A 14,336-nucleotide genomic window follows, 5' to 3' on the forward strand; every position below is an offset into this window, starting at 1 on the left:
TCACCATGATGGAAAAAATCCCGACCCAGACCGGCGCCCGCGACCAGCTGCTGTCCGACCTGAAGACCGTGATCCAGGACGCCGAAGCCTGGCTGCGCCACAGCGGCTCGCTGACCGGCGAGGAACTGAAGGCCGCCAAGGCCAAGTTCGAGCGCACCATCGTCAAGGCCAAGGATGACATCATCCGCCTGGAAGAAGCCGTGGTCGAGAAGACCAAGATTGCGGCCAGGGCGACCGACGAGTACGTCCAGGAAAATCCGTGGAAGTCGGTCGGCATCGGCGCCGCTGTCGGCGTCGTGATCGGCATGCTGATCGCCCGTAAATAATGGCCCTGTTCGCGACGGCGGGCCGGATCGCGTCGACCCTGGTCGCCATGGTCGGCACGCGGCTGGAACTGGCCGCCGTCGAATTCCAGGAAGACGCGCGCCGCCTGCTCGGCTACCTCGCGTGGTCGCTGCTGGCGGTGTTCCTGGCGGCAGGCAGCATCATGCTGGCCGCGCTGTTCGTCATCCTGCTGTTCTGGGATACCTACCGCCTGCAGGCCGTGGCCGCGATGGCCGCCGTGCTGGCGATCGGCGCGGGACTGATCGTGATGTCGGTCCGCTCCAGGCTGAATGCCCAGACGCCCCTGTTCGCGGACACGCTGGCCGAGCTGCGCAAGGATGTCGAGTACGTCCGCCACGCGGCCGCCGGTGCCCACGCGGGAGCCATCGATGAATAAGCCTTCACTGGCCGCGCGGCGCGCGGAACTCGTCGAGCGCTGCGCCGAGCAGCGCACCGGCCTGGCCTGGGAGCTGCAGTCGCTGCGGCCGTCGAACGCGCCCGGCCACCCGCTTGCCGGCTACCTCGTCGGGCACAAGAAACTGGCGCTGGGCGCGCTCGGCACCACCCTGGCACTGGCGCTGCTGCGGCGCAAGCGCCTGCTGGCGGTGGCCGGCTCGGCCATGTCGGCCTGGCGCATGGCGCAGGGTGCGCTGGCGATGCTGGCGCAGCTTCGCCGCTGACGCTGCCCTGCCTCTGGTTCGCCTAATCCGGCGGCCTGCCCTCGTGCATGATCCCCTTCAGCTGCTGGCGCAGCTCGGGCGTGTCGGCATGCTTGTGCACGGCGACCGCATGCTGGGCCGCGGCGTCGATCAGCTCTTCCTCACGGTCGGCCGCGATCGTGACGCTGCAGTTCATTTCGCTCGGAAACTCACGGCAGTCGATGTATTTGCGTGTCATGACGATCTCCTGACAGGACTCCCACCTACAGTATAGGCCGACCCGCCGCCGCATCAAGCGGAGGCGGCGCCTGACCGGCCATCCCACCGACAGCAGCGAAGCCCCGGCCGGCCCCGCCCCGCGCGCAACAACAAAAAAGAGCAATATAAACAATACCTGTTGTTAATTACAATTTTATCTTGCACTTTTAGCCACTGTTGGATAGATTGGTTGCTCGCTCGCATTTACGGCAAGCCGACAGTCCAATCTCTATGCTATTTTCCTCGTCTGCTCATTCGGGTATGTCCGGACTGTCGTTCGAGACCAGTCCATCCCTGGTCGCCGGGGTACGCCTGGCCCTGATCAGTACCGTCCTGCTCGCCTACCTGATCGACGTGCCCGGCCATGTCGCATCCACCCACCTGACCTGGGCGGCGATCGCCGGCTACCTGCTGTACAGCCTGGTCCTGTATGTCTTTCCGGATACGCTGCGCGCGATCGCCGCGCATCCCTGGCAGCACTGGCTCGACCTGGCCTGGTACGGACTGCTGACCGCGGTCACCGACCCGGTCACCAGCGGCATTTTCCTGTTTTACCTGTTCGCCATCCTCGCTACCTCGTTCAGGCAAGGCAGCGCGGCCGGCATCGGCATCACCTTCGCCAGCGCCGGCGTCTACCTGGGGATCGTGTTCGCGCTGTCGCGCCAGCAGGCCGGGTTCGAATGGTCGGCCTTCTTCCTGCGCAGTTTCTTCCTGATCAGCCTGGGGACCATGATCTCGCTGTGGGGCGGCTCCGAGCTGGCGCTCAAGAAGCGCCTGGCGCTGCTACGTGAAATCAATGGCCTGTCGAATCCGCGATTCGGCGTCGACCACGTGCTCAAGGCGACCATGGAGAAACTGCGGCTGTTCTTCGAGGCCGACGCCTGCATGCTGCTGGCCTGCGATGCCGACACCGGGCGCTACACGCTGCGCGAATCGAACGCGGCCCAGTCCGCCGGCACCGCGGAGCAGATTCCCGCCGGGCTGGCCAGCTCGCTGCTGCCGTTCAGCGCCCATGAGGCTGTCTGCTTCACCGCCATCGACAGCAACGACCAGGGACGGCGCTCCCTGGCCCGCGTGGCCAACCTCGCCGACGGCCACTGGAAAAATGTCCCATCCGATCCCGCGCAGGATGTGGCCGACATCCTGAACGCGCGCGCATTCATGAGCGTTCCCCTGCAGCCCGGCCGCGACACCGGACGGCTCTATCTCAGCTCGAGCCGGCGGCGCTTCCGCGACAGCGACGCCAGCTTCCTGGCACAGGCGGTGGAGCAGGCCTTCCGCCTGATCGAGCACGTCAGGATCCTCGACCACATGGCTTCCGCCGCGGCGGCGGTCGAGCGGCGCCGTATCGTCACCGACCTGCACGACAGCGCGATCCAGCCCTATATCGGCCTGAAGATGGGGCTGGAGGCGATCAGGGAGCAGGCGAATCCGGCGAATCCGCTGATGGCGCCGATCGACGGGCTGCTGGCGATGACCGCTTCGGTCATCCATGACCTGCGCAGCTTCGTGCGCGAACTCGATCGCCAGCATGCCGCACCCGCCGATGCCCTCGCATCGAATATCCAGCAACGCGCCCGGCACTTCCGGGATCACTTCGGGATGCAGGTCGAGGTGAACATCGAAGCGCCGCTGGAGGTCAGCGACCGGCTGGCGGCCGAGATCCTGCAGCTCGTCAACGAAGGCCTGAGCAATGTGCGCAAGCACACGACCGCCAGCCATTGCCGCATCCTGCTTGCGCGCCACGCGAACATGCTGGACCTGCGGATCGAAAACCCCTGGGGCCAGGGCGAGCCGCCGCAATTCGAGCCGCGTTCGCTGACGATCCGTGCGCGGGCCCTGGGCGGCCATGTCGCGGTCGAGTCCGGGGACGGCCGCTCGGCGGTCCACATCACGATACCGACATGAGTGCATTGCCATGAGTTCCGATCCGATCCGCGTCATGGTGGTCGACGACCATCAAACCGTGCTGTGGGGACTGCGCCAGCTGATCGACAGCCGCCGGCCGGAAATGACGGTGGTGGGCGCGGCCAGCGATCCTTTTGAGGCCCTGCGGCTGGCGCGCGAACTGGAACCGGACCTGATCCTGCTGGATATGGACCTGGGCACGAGCGACGCCAACCAGCTCATCCCCGAGCTGCAGGACTGCTGCGACGCCAAGATCCTGATCCTGACCGGCGTGCGCGACGATGCCCGCACCGACGATGCCATCCTGCGCGGCGCGCGCGGCATCCTCAAGAAAGAGCTGCCGGCCGAGGTCGTCCTGCAGGCCATCGCCAGCGTCCACCGCGGCGAGCTGTGGCTGGACCGGATCACGACCGGCAGGGTCTTCCACCAGCAGCAGGAACGCGAACGCCAGCAGGGCGCGGAGAAGCTGAAGATCGCCGAGCTGACGCCCAAGGAGCGCCAGATCGTCACGGCGATCGCCATCGCGCAGGGCGTCAACAACAAGGAACTGGCCAAGCAGCTGTTCATGAGCGAACACACCTTGCGCAACCACCTGTCGGCGATCTACCAGAAACTCGGCGTCGGCAACCGCCTCCAGCTGTATGTGTATGCGGTCAAGCACGGGCTGGACCGCCGCCCCGCATACTGAGCGGCGGCGCTCCCGTCAGTCGCGGCCCAGCTCTTCGCCCAGCTCGCGCCCGCGCGCCGCCGCCGCCTTCATCGCCGCCACGATGGACTGCTTCACGCCGGCCGCTTCCATGTTGGTGATGGCCGCGTGGGTCGTGCCGCCTTTCGAGGTCACGCGCTGGCGCAGCACCTCGAGCGGCTCGTCCGACTGCGCGGCCAGCTGGGCCGCGCCGGTGAAGGTGGCGATCGCCAGTTCCCTGCCCTGCTCGCCCGACAGGCCCATTTCCAGGGCCGCCTGCTGCATCGCCTCGAGGAAGAAGAAGACATAGGCCGGGCCGCTGCCCGACACCGCCGTCACCGGATCGATGGCGTCCTCGCTGTCCAGCCAGACGGTCTTGCCGACCGCGCGCAGGATGCTGTCGGCGGCCTGCTTCTGGGTGTCGCTCACGCCCGCCATCGCCACCATGCCGGTGATGCCCTGCCCGATCAGCGCCGGCGTGTTCGGCATGGTGCGCACGATGGCCCCGTAGCCGCCCAGCCAGCGCGACAGGTCGGTGCCGCGGATGCCGGCGGCGATCGACAGCACCAGCGGCCGCGCATCCAGTTGCGACTGCAGGCGCAGCGCGACGTCGCGCATCTGCTGCGGCTTCACGGCCAGCACGATCACGTCGCTGGCGGCGACTTCCGCGCCGATCCCGGGCGCGGTCGTCACGCCATATTCGGCGCGCAGCTTGCCGAGCGCCTCCGCGTTCGGATCGACCACGTGGATGTCGTGGCCTTGCGCGACCTTGCCGGCCAGGCCGGCGATGAGGGCGGTGGCCATGTTGCCGCCGCCGATGAAGCTGATTTTCATGTTGGTCTCTTTACTCATAATGGCGGGCGCCGAAGATGGCGCTGCCGACGCGCACGATGGTCGCGCCTTCGAGGATGGCCGCGCGCATGTCGCCCGACATGCCCATCGACAGCGTGTCGAGGTGGATGCCGGACTTGACGATGTCCTGGGCCAGCGCGCGCAGGCGCGCGAAGGGAAGGCGCTGCAGCGCCGGATCTTCCTGTGGCTCGGGGATGGCCATCAGGCCGCGCAGGCGCAGGTTCGGCAACGCGGCCACCGCCTGCGCCAGCGCGGGCAGTTCGCCGGGCTGGATCCCGCTCTTGCTGGATTCGCCGCTGATGTTCACCTGCAGGCAGATGTTGAGCGGGCCGCGTCCGGGCGGGCGCTGCTCGGACAGGCGCTGGGCGATCTTCAGGCGCTCGACCGTGTGCACCCAGTCGAAATGGGCCGCGATCGGGCGCGTCTTGTTGGACTGGATCGGGCCGATGAAATGCCATTCCAGCGGGGTATCCGGTAGCGCTTTTGCGACAGCCGCGATCTTGTCGATGCCTTCCTGCAGATAGTTCTCGCCGAACGCGCGCTGGCCCGCCGCGACGGCTTCCAGGACCGCCTCCGCAGGGAAAGTCTTCGACACGGCCAGCAACTGGACCGTCGAACGGGGCCTTTCGGCAGCCCGGCAGGCGGCCTCGATTGTCGCTTCGACAGCTTGCAAGTTCCCGGCGATTGTGGACATAATGGTTTTCTATAGGAAATATTTTTGTAGCTCTGCGAAGCCACCGTCGCCCCCGCGCAGGCGGTTCCCGCCTGCGCGGGAACGACGGCGACAGGAATTAATTATAAATGGACATCTCTGAACTCCTCGCCTTCTCGGTCAAGAACAAGGCCTCGGACCTGCACCTGTCGGCCGGCCTGCCGCCGATGATCCGCGTGCATGGCGACGTCCGCCGCATCAACCTGCCGCCGCTGGAGCACAAGGACGTGCACGGCATGATCTATGACATCATGAACGACGGCCAGCGCAAGCAGTACGAAGAGATGCTGGAGTGCGACTTCTCGTTCGCGATTCCCGGCCTGGCGCGGTTCCGCGTGAACGCCTTCAACCAGGAGCGCGGCGCTTCGGCGGTGATGCGGACCATTCCGTCCAAGATCCTGAGCCTGGAAGAACTGAATGCGCCGAAGATCTTCGGCGAGCTGGCCATGAAGCCGCGCGGCCTGGTGCTGGTGACCGGCCCGACCGGTTCGGGCAAGTCGACCACCCTCGCCGCGATGATCAACCACCTGAACGAAAACGAGTACGGCCATATCCTCACCATCGAGGACCCGATCGAGTTCGTCCACGATTCGAAGAAGTGCCTGATCAACCAGCGCGAAGTCGGCCCGCACACGCTGTCCTTCAACAATGCGCTGCGCTCGGCGCTGCGCGAAGACCCGGACGCGATCCTGGTCGGCGAGCTGCGCGACCTGGAGACGATCCGCCTGGCGCTGTCGGCCGCCGAGACCGGCCACCTGGTGTTCGGCACCCTGCACACCTCGTCGGCGGCGAAGACCATCGACCGTATCGTCGACGTCTTCCCGGCCGAGGAAAAGGAGATGGTGCGCGCGATGCTGTCGGAATCGCTGCAGGCCGTGATTTCGCAGACCCTGCTGAAGACCAAGGACGGCAGCGGCCGCGTGGCCGCGCACGAGATCATGATCGGCACCCCGGCGATCCGCAACCTGATCCGCGAAGCGAAGATCGCGCAGATGTACTCGTCGATCCAGACCGGCTCCAGCGTCGGCATGCAGACCCTGGACCAGAACCTGACCGACCTGGTGCGCCGCAACGTGATTTCCTCGGCCGCAGCCCGCGCCGCGGCCAAGATCCCCGAAAACTTCCCGGGCTAAAGGACCAGCATGGAACGCGACCAGGCCTCCAAATTCATGTTCGACCTGCTGCGCCTGATGGTCAGCAAGGGCGGCTCCGACCTGTTCATCACGGCCGGCTTTCCGCCCGCGATCAAGATCGACGGCAGGATGACGCCGGTGTCGAGCCAGGCGCTCTCCGGCTCGCACACGGCCGACCTGGCGCGCGCCATCATGAACGACAAGCAGGCCGCCGGCTTCGAATTGAGCAAGGAAGCGAACTTCGCGATCAGCCCGGCCGACCTGGGGCGCTTCCGCGTCTCGGCCTTCATGCAGATGGGCTGCGTGGGCATGGTGCTGCGCGTGATCACGACCACCATCCCCCGTTTCGAGGACCTCGAACTGCCGGACGTGCTGAAGGAGGTCATCATGACCAAGCGCGGCCTGGTGATCATGGTCGGCGCCACCGGTTCCGGTAAATCGACGACCCTGGCCGCGATGGTCGGCTACCGCAACGAGAACAGCTACGGCCACATCATCACGATCGAAGACCCGGTCGAATTCGTCCATCCGCACCGCAACTGCGTGATCACCCAGCGCGAGGTGGGCGTGGATACCGACAGCTTCGAAGCCGCGCTGAAGAATTCGCTGCGCCAGGCGCCGGACGTGATCCAGATCGGCGAGATCCGCGACCGCGAGACCATGGAACACGCGATCGCCTTCGCCGAAACCGGCCACCTGTGCCTGGCGACCCTGCACGCGAACAGCGCCAACCAGGCGCTCGACCGCATCATCAACTTCTTCCCGGAAGAGCGCCGGCAGCAGCTGCTGATGGACCTGTCGCTGAACCTGAAGGGCCTGATTTCGCAGCGCCTGATCCCGAAGAAGGAAGCGAAGGGCCGCGTGGTCGCGATCGAGATCATGCTGAATTCGCCGCTCATCTCCGACCTGATCTTCAAGGGCGAAGTCCACGAGATCAAGGAGATCATGAAGAAGTCGAGGGAGCTCGGCATGCAGACCTTCGACCAGGCCCTGTTCGACCTGTACGAGGCCGACAAGATCACCTACGAAGATGCGCTGCGCAACGCCGACTCCGTGAACGACCTGCGCCTGAACATCAAGCTGAACAGCAAGCACGCCAGGAACCGCGATTTCTCGAGCGGGACCGAACACCTCGGGATCGTCTGAGGCCGCGCCCGGGCGGGCAGGCCTAGCGGCTGCCGCCCGCCTGTTTCAGCACATGCTCTTCCGACTCCGCCAGGCGGCGCGCCACATCGCGTCCGGCGCCGCTCCAGAACTCGATGTCGGCGCCGCGGATGCGCGCCGCGACGTTCGCGACGTGCGCGCGCGCCGCATCGCGCGCCCCTTCCTTGTCCTGGCGCGCGATGGCGTCGGCCACCGCCCAGTGCTCGTTCCGTAGTTGCGACTTGATGTCGCCGAAGCGCGGCTCGTTCATGCGTCCCAGGGTGACGGCTTCGTGCAGGAACTGGCGCAGGAAGCCCAGCAGCGAGGTATAGAGCGGATTCCCGGTCGCGTTGGCGATCGCATTGTGGAAGGCCAGGTCCTCGTCGACGCCATCCCTGCCCGCCGCCACCGCCTTGTCGATCGAGGCCAGCGCCTGCTGGATCTCGTCGTTCTGGGCCGCGGTGCGGCGCTCCGCCGCCAGCGCCGCCACTTCGGCTTCGAGACCGCCGCGCAACTCCATCACCCGCAGCACGGCCTGCACCGAACTTTCGACGTCGACATCGATCTGGAACCGCGCCGGCTGGCTCGAACCGACGATCAACGTGCCCTTGCCCTGGTGGGTGGCCACCAGGCCCTCGGCCTTCAGGCGCGAGACGGCTTCGCGGATGACGGTCCGGCTGACGGCGAAGCGCTCGGCCAGCGCCGCCTCGGCCGGCAGGCGCGTGCCTGTGGCAAATTCGCCACTCCTGATTTTTTCCAGCAAAACCTCGGTCACACGGTCAGCCAGGGTGCCCGGAGTCACGATTGCTTCCTTTGATGTACCAGCATGCGCCATGCATGACTCCTTACTACAGTGAACGACCGATCAGAACTCGATTGACAATTATATAGCCACTTGCCTACACTGGAAATCAACTTGTATGACATGTTATTGTCATACAAGTTGAGCCGAAGGCAGGCATAGATCAGCCTCGGCGCCGTGCACCGGCCCGGCAATAACAAAGACACACGGGCTGGCCAAATGACATCTGAGGAGAATTTGAAGCATGTGGAGCCAAGTGTATGACCCCCTGGGGAACGCCGTCCTATCGACATTGGCGGCAGCCATCCCCGTTGCCGTGATGCTTGCGGCGCTCGCTTTCTTTCACATCAAGGCCCACATTGCCGCCCTGCTCGGCCTGGCCGCGGCGCTGCTGGTGGCCATTTTCGCGTATGCGATGCCGGCCCAGACCGCGGTCTCGGCCGCCATGTACGGCGCCGCCAACGGCCTGCTGCCGATCGGCTGGATCATCCTGAACGTGATCTTCCTGTACCAGCTCACCGAGCGTAAGGGCTACTTCAAGGTCCTGCAGGAATCGATCACCGGCATCACCACCGACCGCCGCCTGCAGCTGCTGCTGGTGGCGTTTTCCTTCGGCGCCTTCTTCGAGGGCGCCGGCGGCTTCGGTACGCCGGTGGCCGTGACCGGCGCCATGCTGATCGGCCTGGGCTTCGCGCCGCTGGCCGCGTCCGGCCTGTCGCTGATCGCGAACACCGCGCCGGTGGCCTTCGGCGCGCTCGGCTCGCCGCTGATCGCTCTGGCCGGCGTGACCGGCCTCGACCTGCTGCAACTGTCGGGCATGGTCGGCCGCCAGCTGCCCTTCTTCTCGATCATCGTGCCGTTCTGGCTGATCTGGGCCTTCTGCGGCTTCGCCGGCATGGCCGCGATCTGGCCGGCCATCCTGGTCGCCGGCGCCGCCTTCGCCATTCCGCAATACCTGATCTCGAACTTCCACGGCCCGTGGCTGGTCGACGTCGGCGCCTCGATCTCGTCGATGTTCTTCCTGACCATGTTCCTGAAAGTCTGGAAGCCGGCCACCATCTGGACCAATACCGCCGGCAAGTTCAAGGGCGCCGGCACCGCCGCCGCCACCGAGTCGGTGGTCCACAACCACTCGCGCTCGGCCGTGCTGCGCGCCTGGCTGCCGTGGCTGATCCTGTCGGTGCTGGTATTCCTGTGGGGTATCCCCGAGTGGAAGAAGATGCTCGACGGCCTGTCGGTCTTCAAGGTCGAATGGCCCTCCCTGCACAAGATGGTGCAGAAGATGCCGCCGGTCGCCGCCAAGCCGACCGCCGAAGCGGCCGTCTACACGCTCAACTGGCTGTCCGCCACCGGTTCCGGCATCCTGGCCGCGTCCATCATCTCCGGCCTGGTCATGGGCTACAAGGTGCGCGAGCTGTTCGCCGTGTACTGGGACACCATCAAGCTGCTGCGCTACTCGCTGCTGACCATCGCCGCCATGCTGGCGCTCGGCTACACCACCCGTTACTCGGGCCTCGACTCGACCCTCGGCCTGGCGTTCTCGCATACCGGCGTGCTGTACCCGTTCTTCGGCACCCTGCTCGGCTGGCTCGGCGTGGCGCTGACCGGCTCGGACACCGCCTCCAACGTGCTGTTCGGCGGCCTGCAGAAGACCTCGGCCACCCAGCTCGGCCTGGACCCGGTGCTGATGGCGGCGGCCAACTCCTCGGGCGGCGTGATGGGCAAGATGATCGACGCCCAGTCCATCGTGGTGGCGTCCACCGCGACCAAGTGGTACGGCCACGAAGGCGACATCCTGCGCTACGTGTTCTTCCATTCGATCGCACTGGCCTGCCTGGTCGGCATCCTGGTGACGCTGCAGGCCTACGTTTATCCGTTCACCGCGCTGGTCCACTAAGCGCGGCAATTTAAAAAGGTAACCATGAAGATGTCTCCCGATCCGGAAACCCTGCTGGCGCGCCGCCGCCAGGTGGTGCAGGCCTTGCGTCCGGTGCTGCCGGACCGCTGCCTGCTGGCCGAGCCGGAGGACACCCGGCCCTACGAGTGCGACGGCCTGTCGGCCTACCGCCAGCTGCCGATGGTGGTGGCGCTGCCCGAAACCGAGCAGCAGGTCATCGACGTGCTGGCCGTCTGCCGCGCGCTGCAGGTGCCGATCGTGCCGCGCGGCGCCGGCACCGGCCTGTCGGGCGGCGCGATGCCGATCGCCGACGGCCTGGTGCTGTCCACCGCAAAGCTGAACCGGATCGTGAAGGTCGACCCGGCCTCGCGCACGGCGGTGGTCCAGCCGGGCGTGCGCAACCTCGCCATTTCGGAGGCGGCGGCGCCGCTCGGGCTGTACTATGCGCCCGATCCCTCGTCGCAGATCGCCTGCAGCATCGGCGGCAACGTCGCCGAGAATTCGGGCGGGGTGCACTGCCTGAAGTACGGCCTCACGGTGCACAACGTGCTGCGGGTGCGCGTCGTGACGATCGACGGCGATGTCGTCGAACTGGGCAGCGAGGCGCCGGACGCGCCCGGCCTCGACCTGCTGGCCGTGTTCATCGGCTCGGAAGGCATGCTGGGTGTGGTGACCGAAGTGACGGTCAAGCTGGTGCCCAAGCCCGCCGCGGCGCGGGTGATCATGGCTTCCTTCGACGACGTGGTCACGGGCGGCAATGCGGTCGCCAGCGTGATCGCGGCCGGCATCATCCCCGCCGGCCTGGAGATGATGGACCGCACCTCCTCGCGCATGGTCGAACCCTTCGTGAAGGCCGGCTACGACACCGAGGCGGCGGCGATCCTGCTGTGCGAGGCGGACGGCACCGAGCTCGAAGTGGCCGAGGAGATCGAACGCATGGCCGAGGTGCTGCAGGCCGCCGGCGCGAGCGCGATCACGGTCTCGCAGAACGAGGCCGAGCGCCTGCGCTTCTGGTCCGGCCGCAAGAACGCCTTCCCGGCCGCGGGCCGCATCTCGCCGGACTACTACTGCATGGACGGCACCATCCCGCGCAAGCAGCTTGCCCACGTGCTGACCAGCATCGAGAAGATGGAGACTGTCTACGGCCTGCGCTGCGCGAACGTGTTCCACGCCGGCGACGGCAACATGCACCCGCTGATCCTGTTCGATGCCAACCAGCCCGGCGAATTCGAACGCGCGGAAGCCTTCGGCGCGGCGATCCTGGCGCTGTGCGTCGAGGTCGGCGGCACCATCACCGGCGAGCACGGGGTCGGCATCGAGAAGATCAACTCGATGTGCGTGCAGTTCTCGAGCGCCGAGCTGGAAGCCTTCCACGCCGTCAAGCGCGCGTTCGACCCGCACCGCCTGCTCAATCCGGACAAGGCGATTCCAACGCTGAACCGCTGCGCCGAATTCGGAAAGATGCACGTCAGCGGCGGGGTCGCCCCGTTCGCGCACCTGCCGCGCTTCTGAGGCGCTTATTTGCTGAGGATTGAGGATCACACAAGAATGGAACAGGTACTTCAGGAATTCCGCGAGCGCATCGCCGCCGCGCACGCCGCGCGCACGCCGCTGCGCCTGCGCGGCGGCGGCAGCAAGGACTGGTACGGCCAGGCGGTCAGCGGCGAGGTGCTCGATACGCGCGCCTACCGCGGCATCATCGACTACGAGCCGTCCGAACTGGTGGTGACGGCGCGCTGCGGCACGCCGCTGGCCGAGCTCGAACAGGTGCTGGCCGAACAGAACCAGATGCTGGCCTTCGAACCGCCGCACTTCGGTCCCGGCGCCACCGTCGGCGGGATGGTCGCCAGCGGCCTGTCCGGTCCGCGCCGCCAGGGCGCCGGCGCGCTGCGCGACTTCGTCCTCGGCGTCGACCTGGTGGATGGACGCGGCGAGCTGCTGCACTTCGGCGGCAAGGTCATGAAGAACGTGGCCGGCTACGACGTCTCGCGCCTGCTGGCCGGCTCGCTCGGCACGCTCGGGCTGCTGGCCAACGTGTCGCTGAAGGTCCTGCCGCGCCCCGTGCGCGAGACGACGCTGGCGTTCGAGGTCGGCCAGCAGGAAGCGCTCGACAAGCTCAACGCCTGGAGCGGCCGCGCGCTGCCGATCTCGGCAAGCGCCTGGCTGGACGGCAGGCTGGCGCTGCGCCTGTCGGGCGCCGGCGCGGCGGTCGACGCCGCCGCGCGCGAGCTCGGCGGCGCGCATGGTGGAGAGATCACGGCCGATGCCGACCGCTTCTGGCACGACCTGCGCGAGCAGCGCGCCGATTTCTTCTTCGGCGCCCACCACGCCGGCCTGTGGCGCCTGGCCCTGCCGTCGACCACCCCGCCGCTCGACCTGCCGGGAAGCCAGCTGATCGAATGGGGCGGCGGCCAGCGCTGGCTGCTCGGCACCGCCGGTACGAACAGCGAGGCCGCCAGGATCCGCAAGACCGCCATCGAGCACGGCGGCCATGCGACCCTGTTCCGCGGCGGCGACAAGGGCCACGGCGTGTTCACGCCCCTGCAGCCGGCCCTCGCGGGCATCCACCGGCGCCTGAAGGACACTTTCGATCCCGCGGGGATCTTCAATCCTGCGCGCATGTACAACGAGTTCTGACGAGTCCTGCGAGTCTTAAATTATGCAAACCAATCTGGCTGACTTCATCAAGGGCAGCGCCGACGGCGACCAGGCCGAGGCCATCCTGCGCAGCTGCGTGCACTGCGGCTTTTGCACGGCGACCTGCCCGACCTACCAGCTGCTGGGCGACGAGCTCGATGGCCCGCGCGGACGCATCTACCTGATCAAGCAGGTGCTCGAAGGCGAGCCCGCGACCGAAAAGACGCAGCAGCACCTGGACCGCTGCCTGACCTGCCGCAACTGCGAAAGCACCTGTCCGTCGGGCGTGCAGTACGCGCGCCTGCTCGACATCGGCCGCAAGGTGGTCGACCGCCAGGTGGCGCGTCCGCTGCGCCAGCGCGTCGCCCGCCAGGCGCTGGCCGAGCTGCTGCCGCGGCGCTGGATCTTCACGCCGGCCATGCGCGCCGGCCAGGCGCTGCGCCCGCTGCTGCCGGCAGCGCTGAAACAGAAAGTCGCCCCGCGCGCCGCGCGTACTGAATGGCCGACCACCGTCCACGCGCGCCGCATGCTGGTGCTCGACGGCTGCGTGCAGCCGGCGATGGCGCCCAACATCAACGCTTCCACCGCGCGCGTGCTCGATGCGCTCGGCGTGCAGCTGGTGGCGGCGCCGAAGGCCGGCTGCTGCGGCGCCCTGCGTCACCACCTCGACGCACAGGAAGCCGCGCTCGACGACGTGCGCCGCAACATCGACGCCTGGTGGCCTTATGTGGAGGGCGAGAACGGCGCGGCGGTCGAGGCGATCGTGATGACGGCGTCCGGCTGCGGCGTGATGGTGAAGGACTACGGCCACCTGCTGGCGCACGATCCGGCCTACGCGGCGAAGGCCGAACGCATTTCGGCGCTGACCCTCGACCTGTCCGAGGTGCTGGCGCGCTTCGAGGCGCAACTGGCCACCCGCCTGGCCGGCCGCGAAGGACCGCGCGTCGCCTACCATCCGCCGTGCACGCTGCAGCACGGGCAGAAGATCCGCGGCCATGCCGAGCGCCTGCTGGCGCTGGCCGGGGTCGACGTCCAGCTGTGCAGGGACAGCCACCTGTGCTGCGGCTCGGCCGGCACCTACTCGGTGCTGCAGCCCGAACTGTCGGCCCAGCTGCGCGAGCGCAAGGTAGCCAACCTGGAAGCCACCGGCGCCCAGCAGATCGCTTCAAGCAACATCGGCTGCCTGAGCCACATCCAGGGCGGCACCGCGCTGCCGGTGCGCCACTGGATCGAGTTCATCGAGGAAGCGCTGGCGCGGCCGGCCACGGCCACCCGCGTCGCCCGGCAGGCCGCCTGAACGCGGCGGGCCTGATGGCTGCGGGGTGC

15 protein-coding genes are annotated in these 14,336 nt (G+C 67.3%); 11 read left to right on the forward strand and 4 right to left on the reverse strand.

The genetic code is table 11. The features are described from left to right. The first annotated feature begins 5 nt into the window (after positions 1 to 5). The 3 genes from AC3A6M_RS07205 to AC3A6M_RS07215 are packed head-to-tail and all read left to right on the forward strand — an operon-like array spanning position 6 to position 1,004. The gene (locus tag AC3A6M_RS07205; protein ID WP_487852043.1) at positions 6 to 326 is read left to right on the forward strand and encodes an ElaB/YgaM/YqjD family protein; all 321 of its coding nucleotides are present in this window, start codon (positions 6 to 8) and stop codon (positions 324 to 326) included. Continuing rightward, complete coding sequence (locus AC3A6M_RS07210) at positions 326 to 721, forward strand: phage holin family protein (RefSeq protein ID WP_487852044.1); 396 nt, start codon at positions 326 to 328, stop codon at positions 719 to 721. Before AC3A6M_RS07205 ends, AC3A6M_RS07210 begins: the two co-directional genes overlap by 1 nt. Next, positions 714 to 1,004 carry a hypothetical protein gene (locus AC3A6M_RS07215; RefSeq protein ID WP_487852045.1) on the forward strand — a complete coding sequence of 97 codons (291 nt, stop codon included), beginning with the start codon at positions 714 to 716 and terminating at the stop codon, positions 1,002 to 1,004. The genes AC3A6M_RS07210 and AC3A6M_RS07215 overlap by 8 nt, the downstream gene beginning before the upstream one ends. 22 nt (positions 1,005 to 1,026) lie before the next feature. Here the strand turns inward: AC3A6M_RS07215 and AC3A6M_RS07220 are convergent, their stop codons facing one another. Next, entirely contained in the window at positions 1,027 to 1,221 is a 195-nt protein-coding gene (locus AC3A6M_RS07220) for a DUF1059 domain-containing protein (RefSeq protein WP_487852046.1), read from the reverse strand. A 281-nt stretch (positions 1,222 to 1,502) separates the two neighbouring features. Between AC3A6M_RS07220 and AC3A6M_RS07225 the strand changes: the two genes are divergently transcribed. Further along, on the forward strand, positions 1,503 to 3,149 hold the full coding sequence (locus AC3A6M_RS07225) for a sensor histidine kinase (protein ID WP_487852047.1): 1,647 nt from the start codon (positions 1,503 to 1,505) through the stop codon (positions 3,147 to 3,149). Between the two features lie 10 nt (positions 3,150 to 3,159). Continuing rightward, on the forward strand, positions 3,160 to 3,837 hold the full coding sequence (locus AC3A6M_RS07230) for a response regulator (RefSeq protein ID WP_487852048.1): 678 nt from the start codon (positions 3,160 to 3,162) through the stop codon (positions 3,835 to 3,837). Between the two features lie 15 nt (positions 3,838 to 3,852). On the opposite strand, the gene proC is transcribed toward AC3A6M_RS07230, so the two are convergent. Both proC and AC3A6M_RS07240 read right to left on the reverse strand, forming a co-directional pair. Beyond that, complete coding sequence (gene proC, locus AC3A6M_RS07235; RefSeq protein WP_487852049.1) at positions 3,853 to 4,668, reverse strand: pyrroline-5-carboxylate reductase; 816 nt, start codon at positions 4,666 to 4,668, stop codon at positions 3,853 to 3,855. Positions 4,669 to 4,678: 10 nt separating this feature from the next. Then, positions 4,679 to 5,380 carry a YggS family pyridoxal phosphate-dependent enzyme gene (locus tag AC3A6M_RS07240; protein WP_487852050.1) on the reverse strand — a complete coding sequence of 234 codons (702 nt, stop codon included), beginning with the start codon at positions 5,378 to 5,380 and terminating at the stop codon, positions 4,679 to 4,681. A 107-nt stretch (positions 5,381 to 5,487) separates the two neighbouring features. Between AC3A6M_RS07240 and AC3A6M_RS07245 the strand changes: the two genes are divergently transcribed. Both AC3A6M_RS07245 and AC3A6M_RS07250 read left to right on the forward strand, forming a co-directional pair. Then, complete coding sequence (locus tag AC3A6M_RS07245) at positions 5,488 to 6,531, forward strand: type IV pilus twitching motility protein PilT (RefSeq protein ID WP_487852051.1); 1,044 nt, start codon at positions 5,488 to 5,490, stop codon at positions 6,529 to 6,531. A gap of 9 nt (positions 6,532 to 6,540) precedes the next feature. After that, positions 6,541 to 7,677 (forward strand): PilT/PilU family type 4a pilus ATPase, encoded by a 1,137-nt coding sequence (locus AC3A6M_RS07250; RefSeq protein WP_487852052.1) that lies wholly within the window; start codon positions 6,541 to 6,543, stop codon positions 7,675 to 7,677. A 22-nt stretch (positions 7,678 to 7,699) separates the two neighbouring features. On the opposite strand, the gene AC3A6M_RS07255 is transcribed toward AC3A6M_RS07250, so the two are convergent. Next, the gene (locus tag AC3A6M_RS07255) at positions 7,700 to 8,476 is read right to left on the reverse strand and encodes a FadR/GntR family transcriptional regulator (RefSeq protein WP_487852053.1); all 777 of its coding nucleotides are present in this window, start codon (positions 8,474 to 8,476) and stop codon (positions 7,700 to 7,702) included. Between the two features lie 244 nt (positions 8,477 to 8,720). Between AC3A6M_RS07255 and AC3A6M_RS07260 the strand changes: the two genes are divergently transcribed. From AC3A6M_RS07260 to glcF, 4 genes are read left to right on the forward strand one after another with little or no spacing between them, the layout of a single operon-like run. Then, positions 8,721 to 10,373: an L-lactate permease gene (locus AC3A6M_RS07260; protein ID WP_487852054.1), complete on the forward strand. Its 1,653-nt coding sequence runs from the start codon at positions 8,721 to 8,723 to the stop codon at positions 10,371 to 10,373. A 24-nt stretch (positions 10,374 to 10,397) separates the two neighbouring features. Then, the gene (locus tag AC3A6M_RS07265; protein WP_487852055.1) at positions 10,398 to 11,885 is read left to right on the forward strand and encodes an FAD-linked oxidase C-terminal domain-containing protein; all 1,488 of its coding nucleotides are present in this window, start codon (positions 10,398 to 10,400) and stop codon (positions 11,883 to 11,885) included. A 36-nt stretch (positions 11,886 to 11,921) separates the two neighbouring features. Continuing rightward, positions 11,922 to 13,010 carry a glycolate oxidase subunit GlcE gene (gene glcE / locus AC3A6M_RS07270; protein WP_487852056.1) on the forward strand — a complete coding sequence of 363 codons (1,089 nt, stop codon included), beginning with the start codon at positions 11,922 to 11,924 and terminating at the stop codon, positions 13,008 to 13,010. 22 nt (positions 13,011 to 13,032) lie between these two features. Further along, positions 13,033 to 14,307, forward strand: a complete 1,275-nt coding sequence (glcF, locus tag AC3A6M_RS07275; protein WP_487852057.1) for a glycolate oxidase subunit GlcF — start codon at positions 13,033 to 13,035, stop codon at positions 14,305 to 14,307. Positions 14,308 to 14,336: the final 29 nt, after the last annotated feature.

The sequence above is a fragment of the Telluria sp. Soil_C_11 genome (assembly GCF_057657395.1).

What these genes read in the sequence shown, in the direction of transcription:
- AC3A6M_RS07215 (WP_487852045.1), top strand. Translation starts at nt 714, where the DNA reads ATGAATAAGCCTTCACTGGCCGCGCGGCGCGCGGAACTCGTCGAGCGC.
- proC (WP_487852049.1), bottom strand. Translation starts at nt 4,668, where the DNA reads ATGAAAATCAGCTTCATCGGCGGCGGCAACATGGCCACCGCCCTCATC.
- AC3A6M_RS07220 (WP_487852046.1), bottom strand. Translation starts at nt 1,221, where the DNA reads ATGACACGCAAATACATCGACTGCCGTGAGTTTCCGAGCGAAATGAAC.
- AC3A6M_RS07245 (WP_487852051.1), top strand. Translation starts at nt 5,488, where the DNA reads ATGGACATCTCTGAACTCCTCGCCTTCTCGGTCAAGAACAAGGCCTCG.
- AC3A6M_RS07205 (WP_487852043.1), top strand. Translation starts at nt 6, where the DNA reads ATGATGGAAAAAATCCCGACCCAGACCGGCGCCCGCGACCAGCTGCTG.
- AC3A6M_RS07250 (WP_487852052.1), top strand. Translation starts at nt 6,541, where the DNA reads ATGGAACGCGACCAGGCCTCCAAATTCATGTTCGACCTGCTGCGCCTG.
- AC3A6M_RS07260 (WP_487852054.1), top strand. Translation starts at nt 8,721, where the DNA reads ATGTGGAGCCAAGTGTATGACCCCCTGGGGAACGCCGTCCTATCGACA.
- glcE (WP_487852056.1), top strand. Translation starts at nt 11,922, where the DNA reads ATGGAACAGGTACTTCAGGAATTCCGCGAGCGCATCGCCGCCGCGCAC.
- AC3A6M_RS07225 (WP_487852047.1), top strand. Translation starts at nt 1,503, where the DNA reads ATGTCCGGACTGTCGTTCGAGACCAGTCCATCCCTGGTCGCCGGGGTA.
- glcF (WP_487852057.1), top strand. Translation starts at nt 13,033, where the DNA reads ATGCAAACCAATCTGGCTGACTTCATCAAGGGCAGCGCCGACGGCGAC.
- AC3A6M_RS07210 (WP_487852044.1), top strand. Translation starts at nt 326, where the DNA reads ATGGCCCTGTTCGCGACGGCGGGCCGGATCGCGTCGACCCTGGTCGCC.
- AC3A6M_RS07265 (WP_487852055.1), top strand. Translation starts at nt 10,398, where the DNA reads ATGAAGATGTCTCCCGATCCGGAAACCCTGCTGGCGCGCCGCCGCCAG.
- AC3A6M_RS07240 (WP_487852050.1), bottom strand. Translation starts at nt 5,380, where the DNA reads ATGTCCACAATCGCCGGGAACTTGCAAGCTGTCGAAGCGACAATCGAG.
- AC3A6M_RS07230 (WP_487852048.1), top strand. Translation starts at nt 3,160, where the DNA reads ATGAGTTCCGATCCGATCCGCGTCATGGTGGTCGACGACCATCAAACC.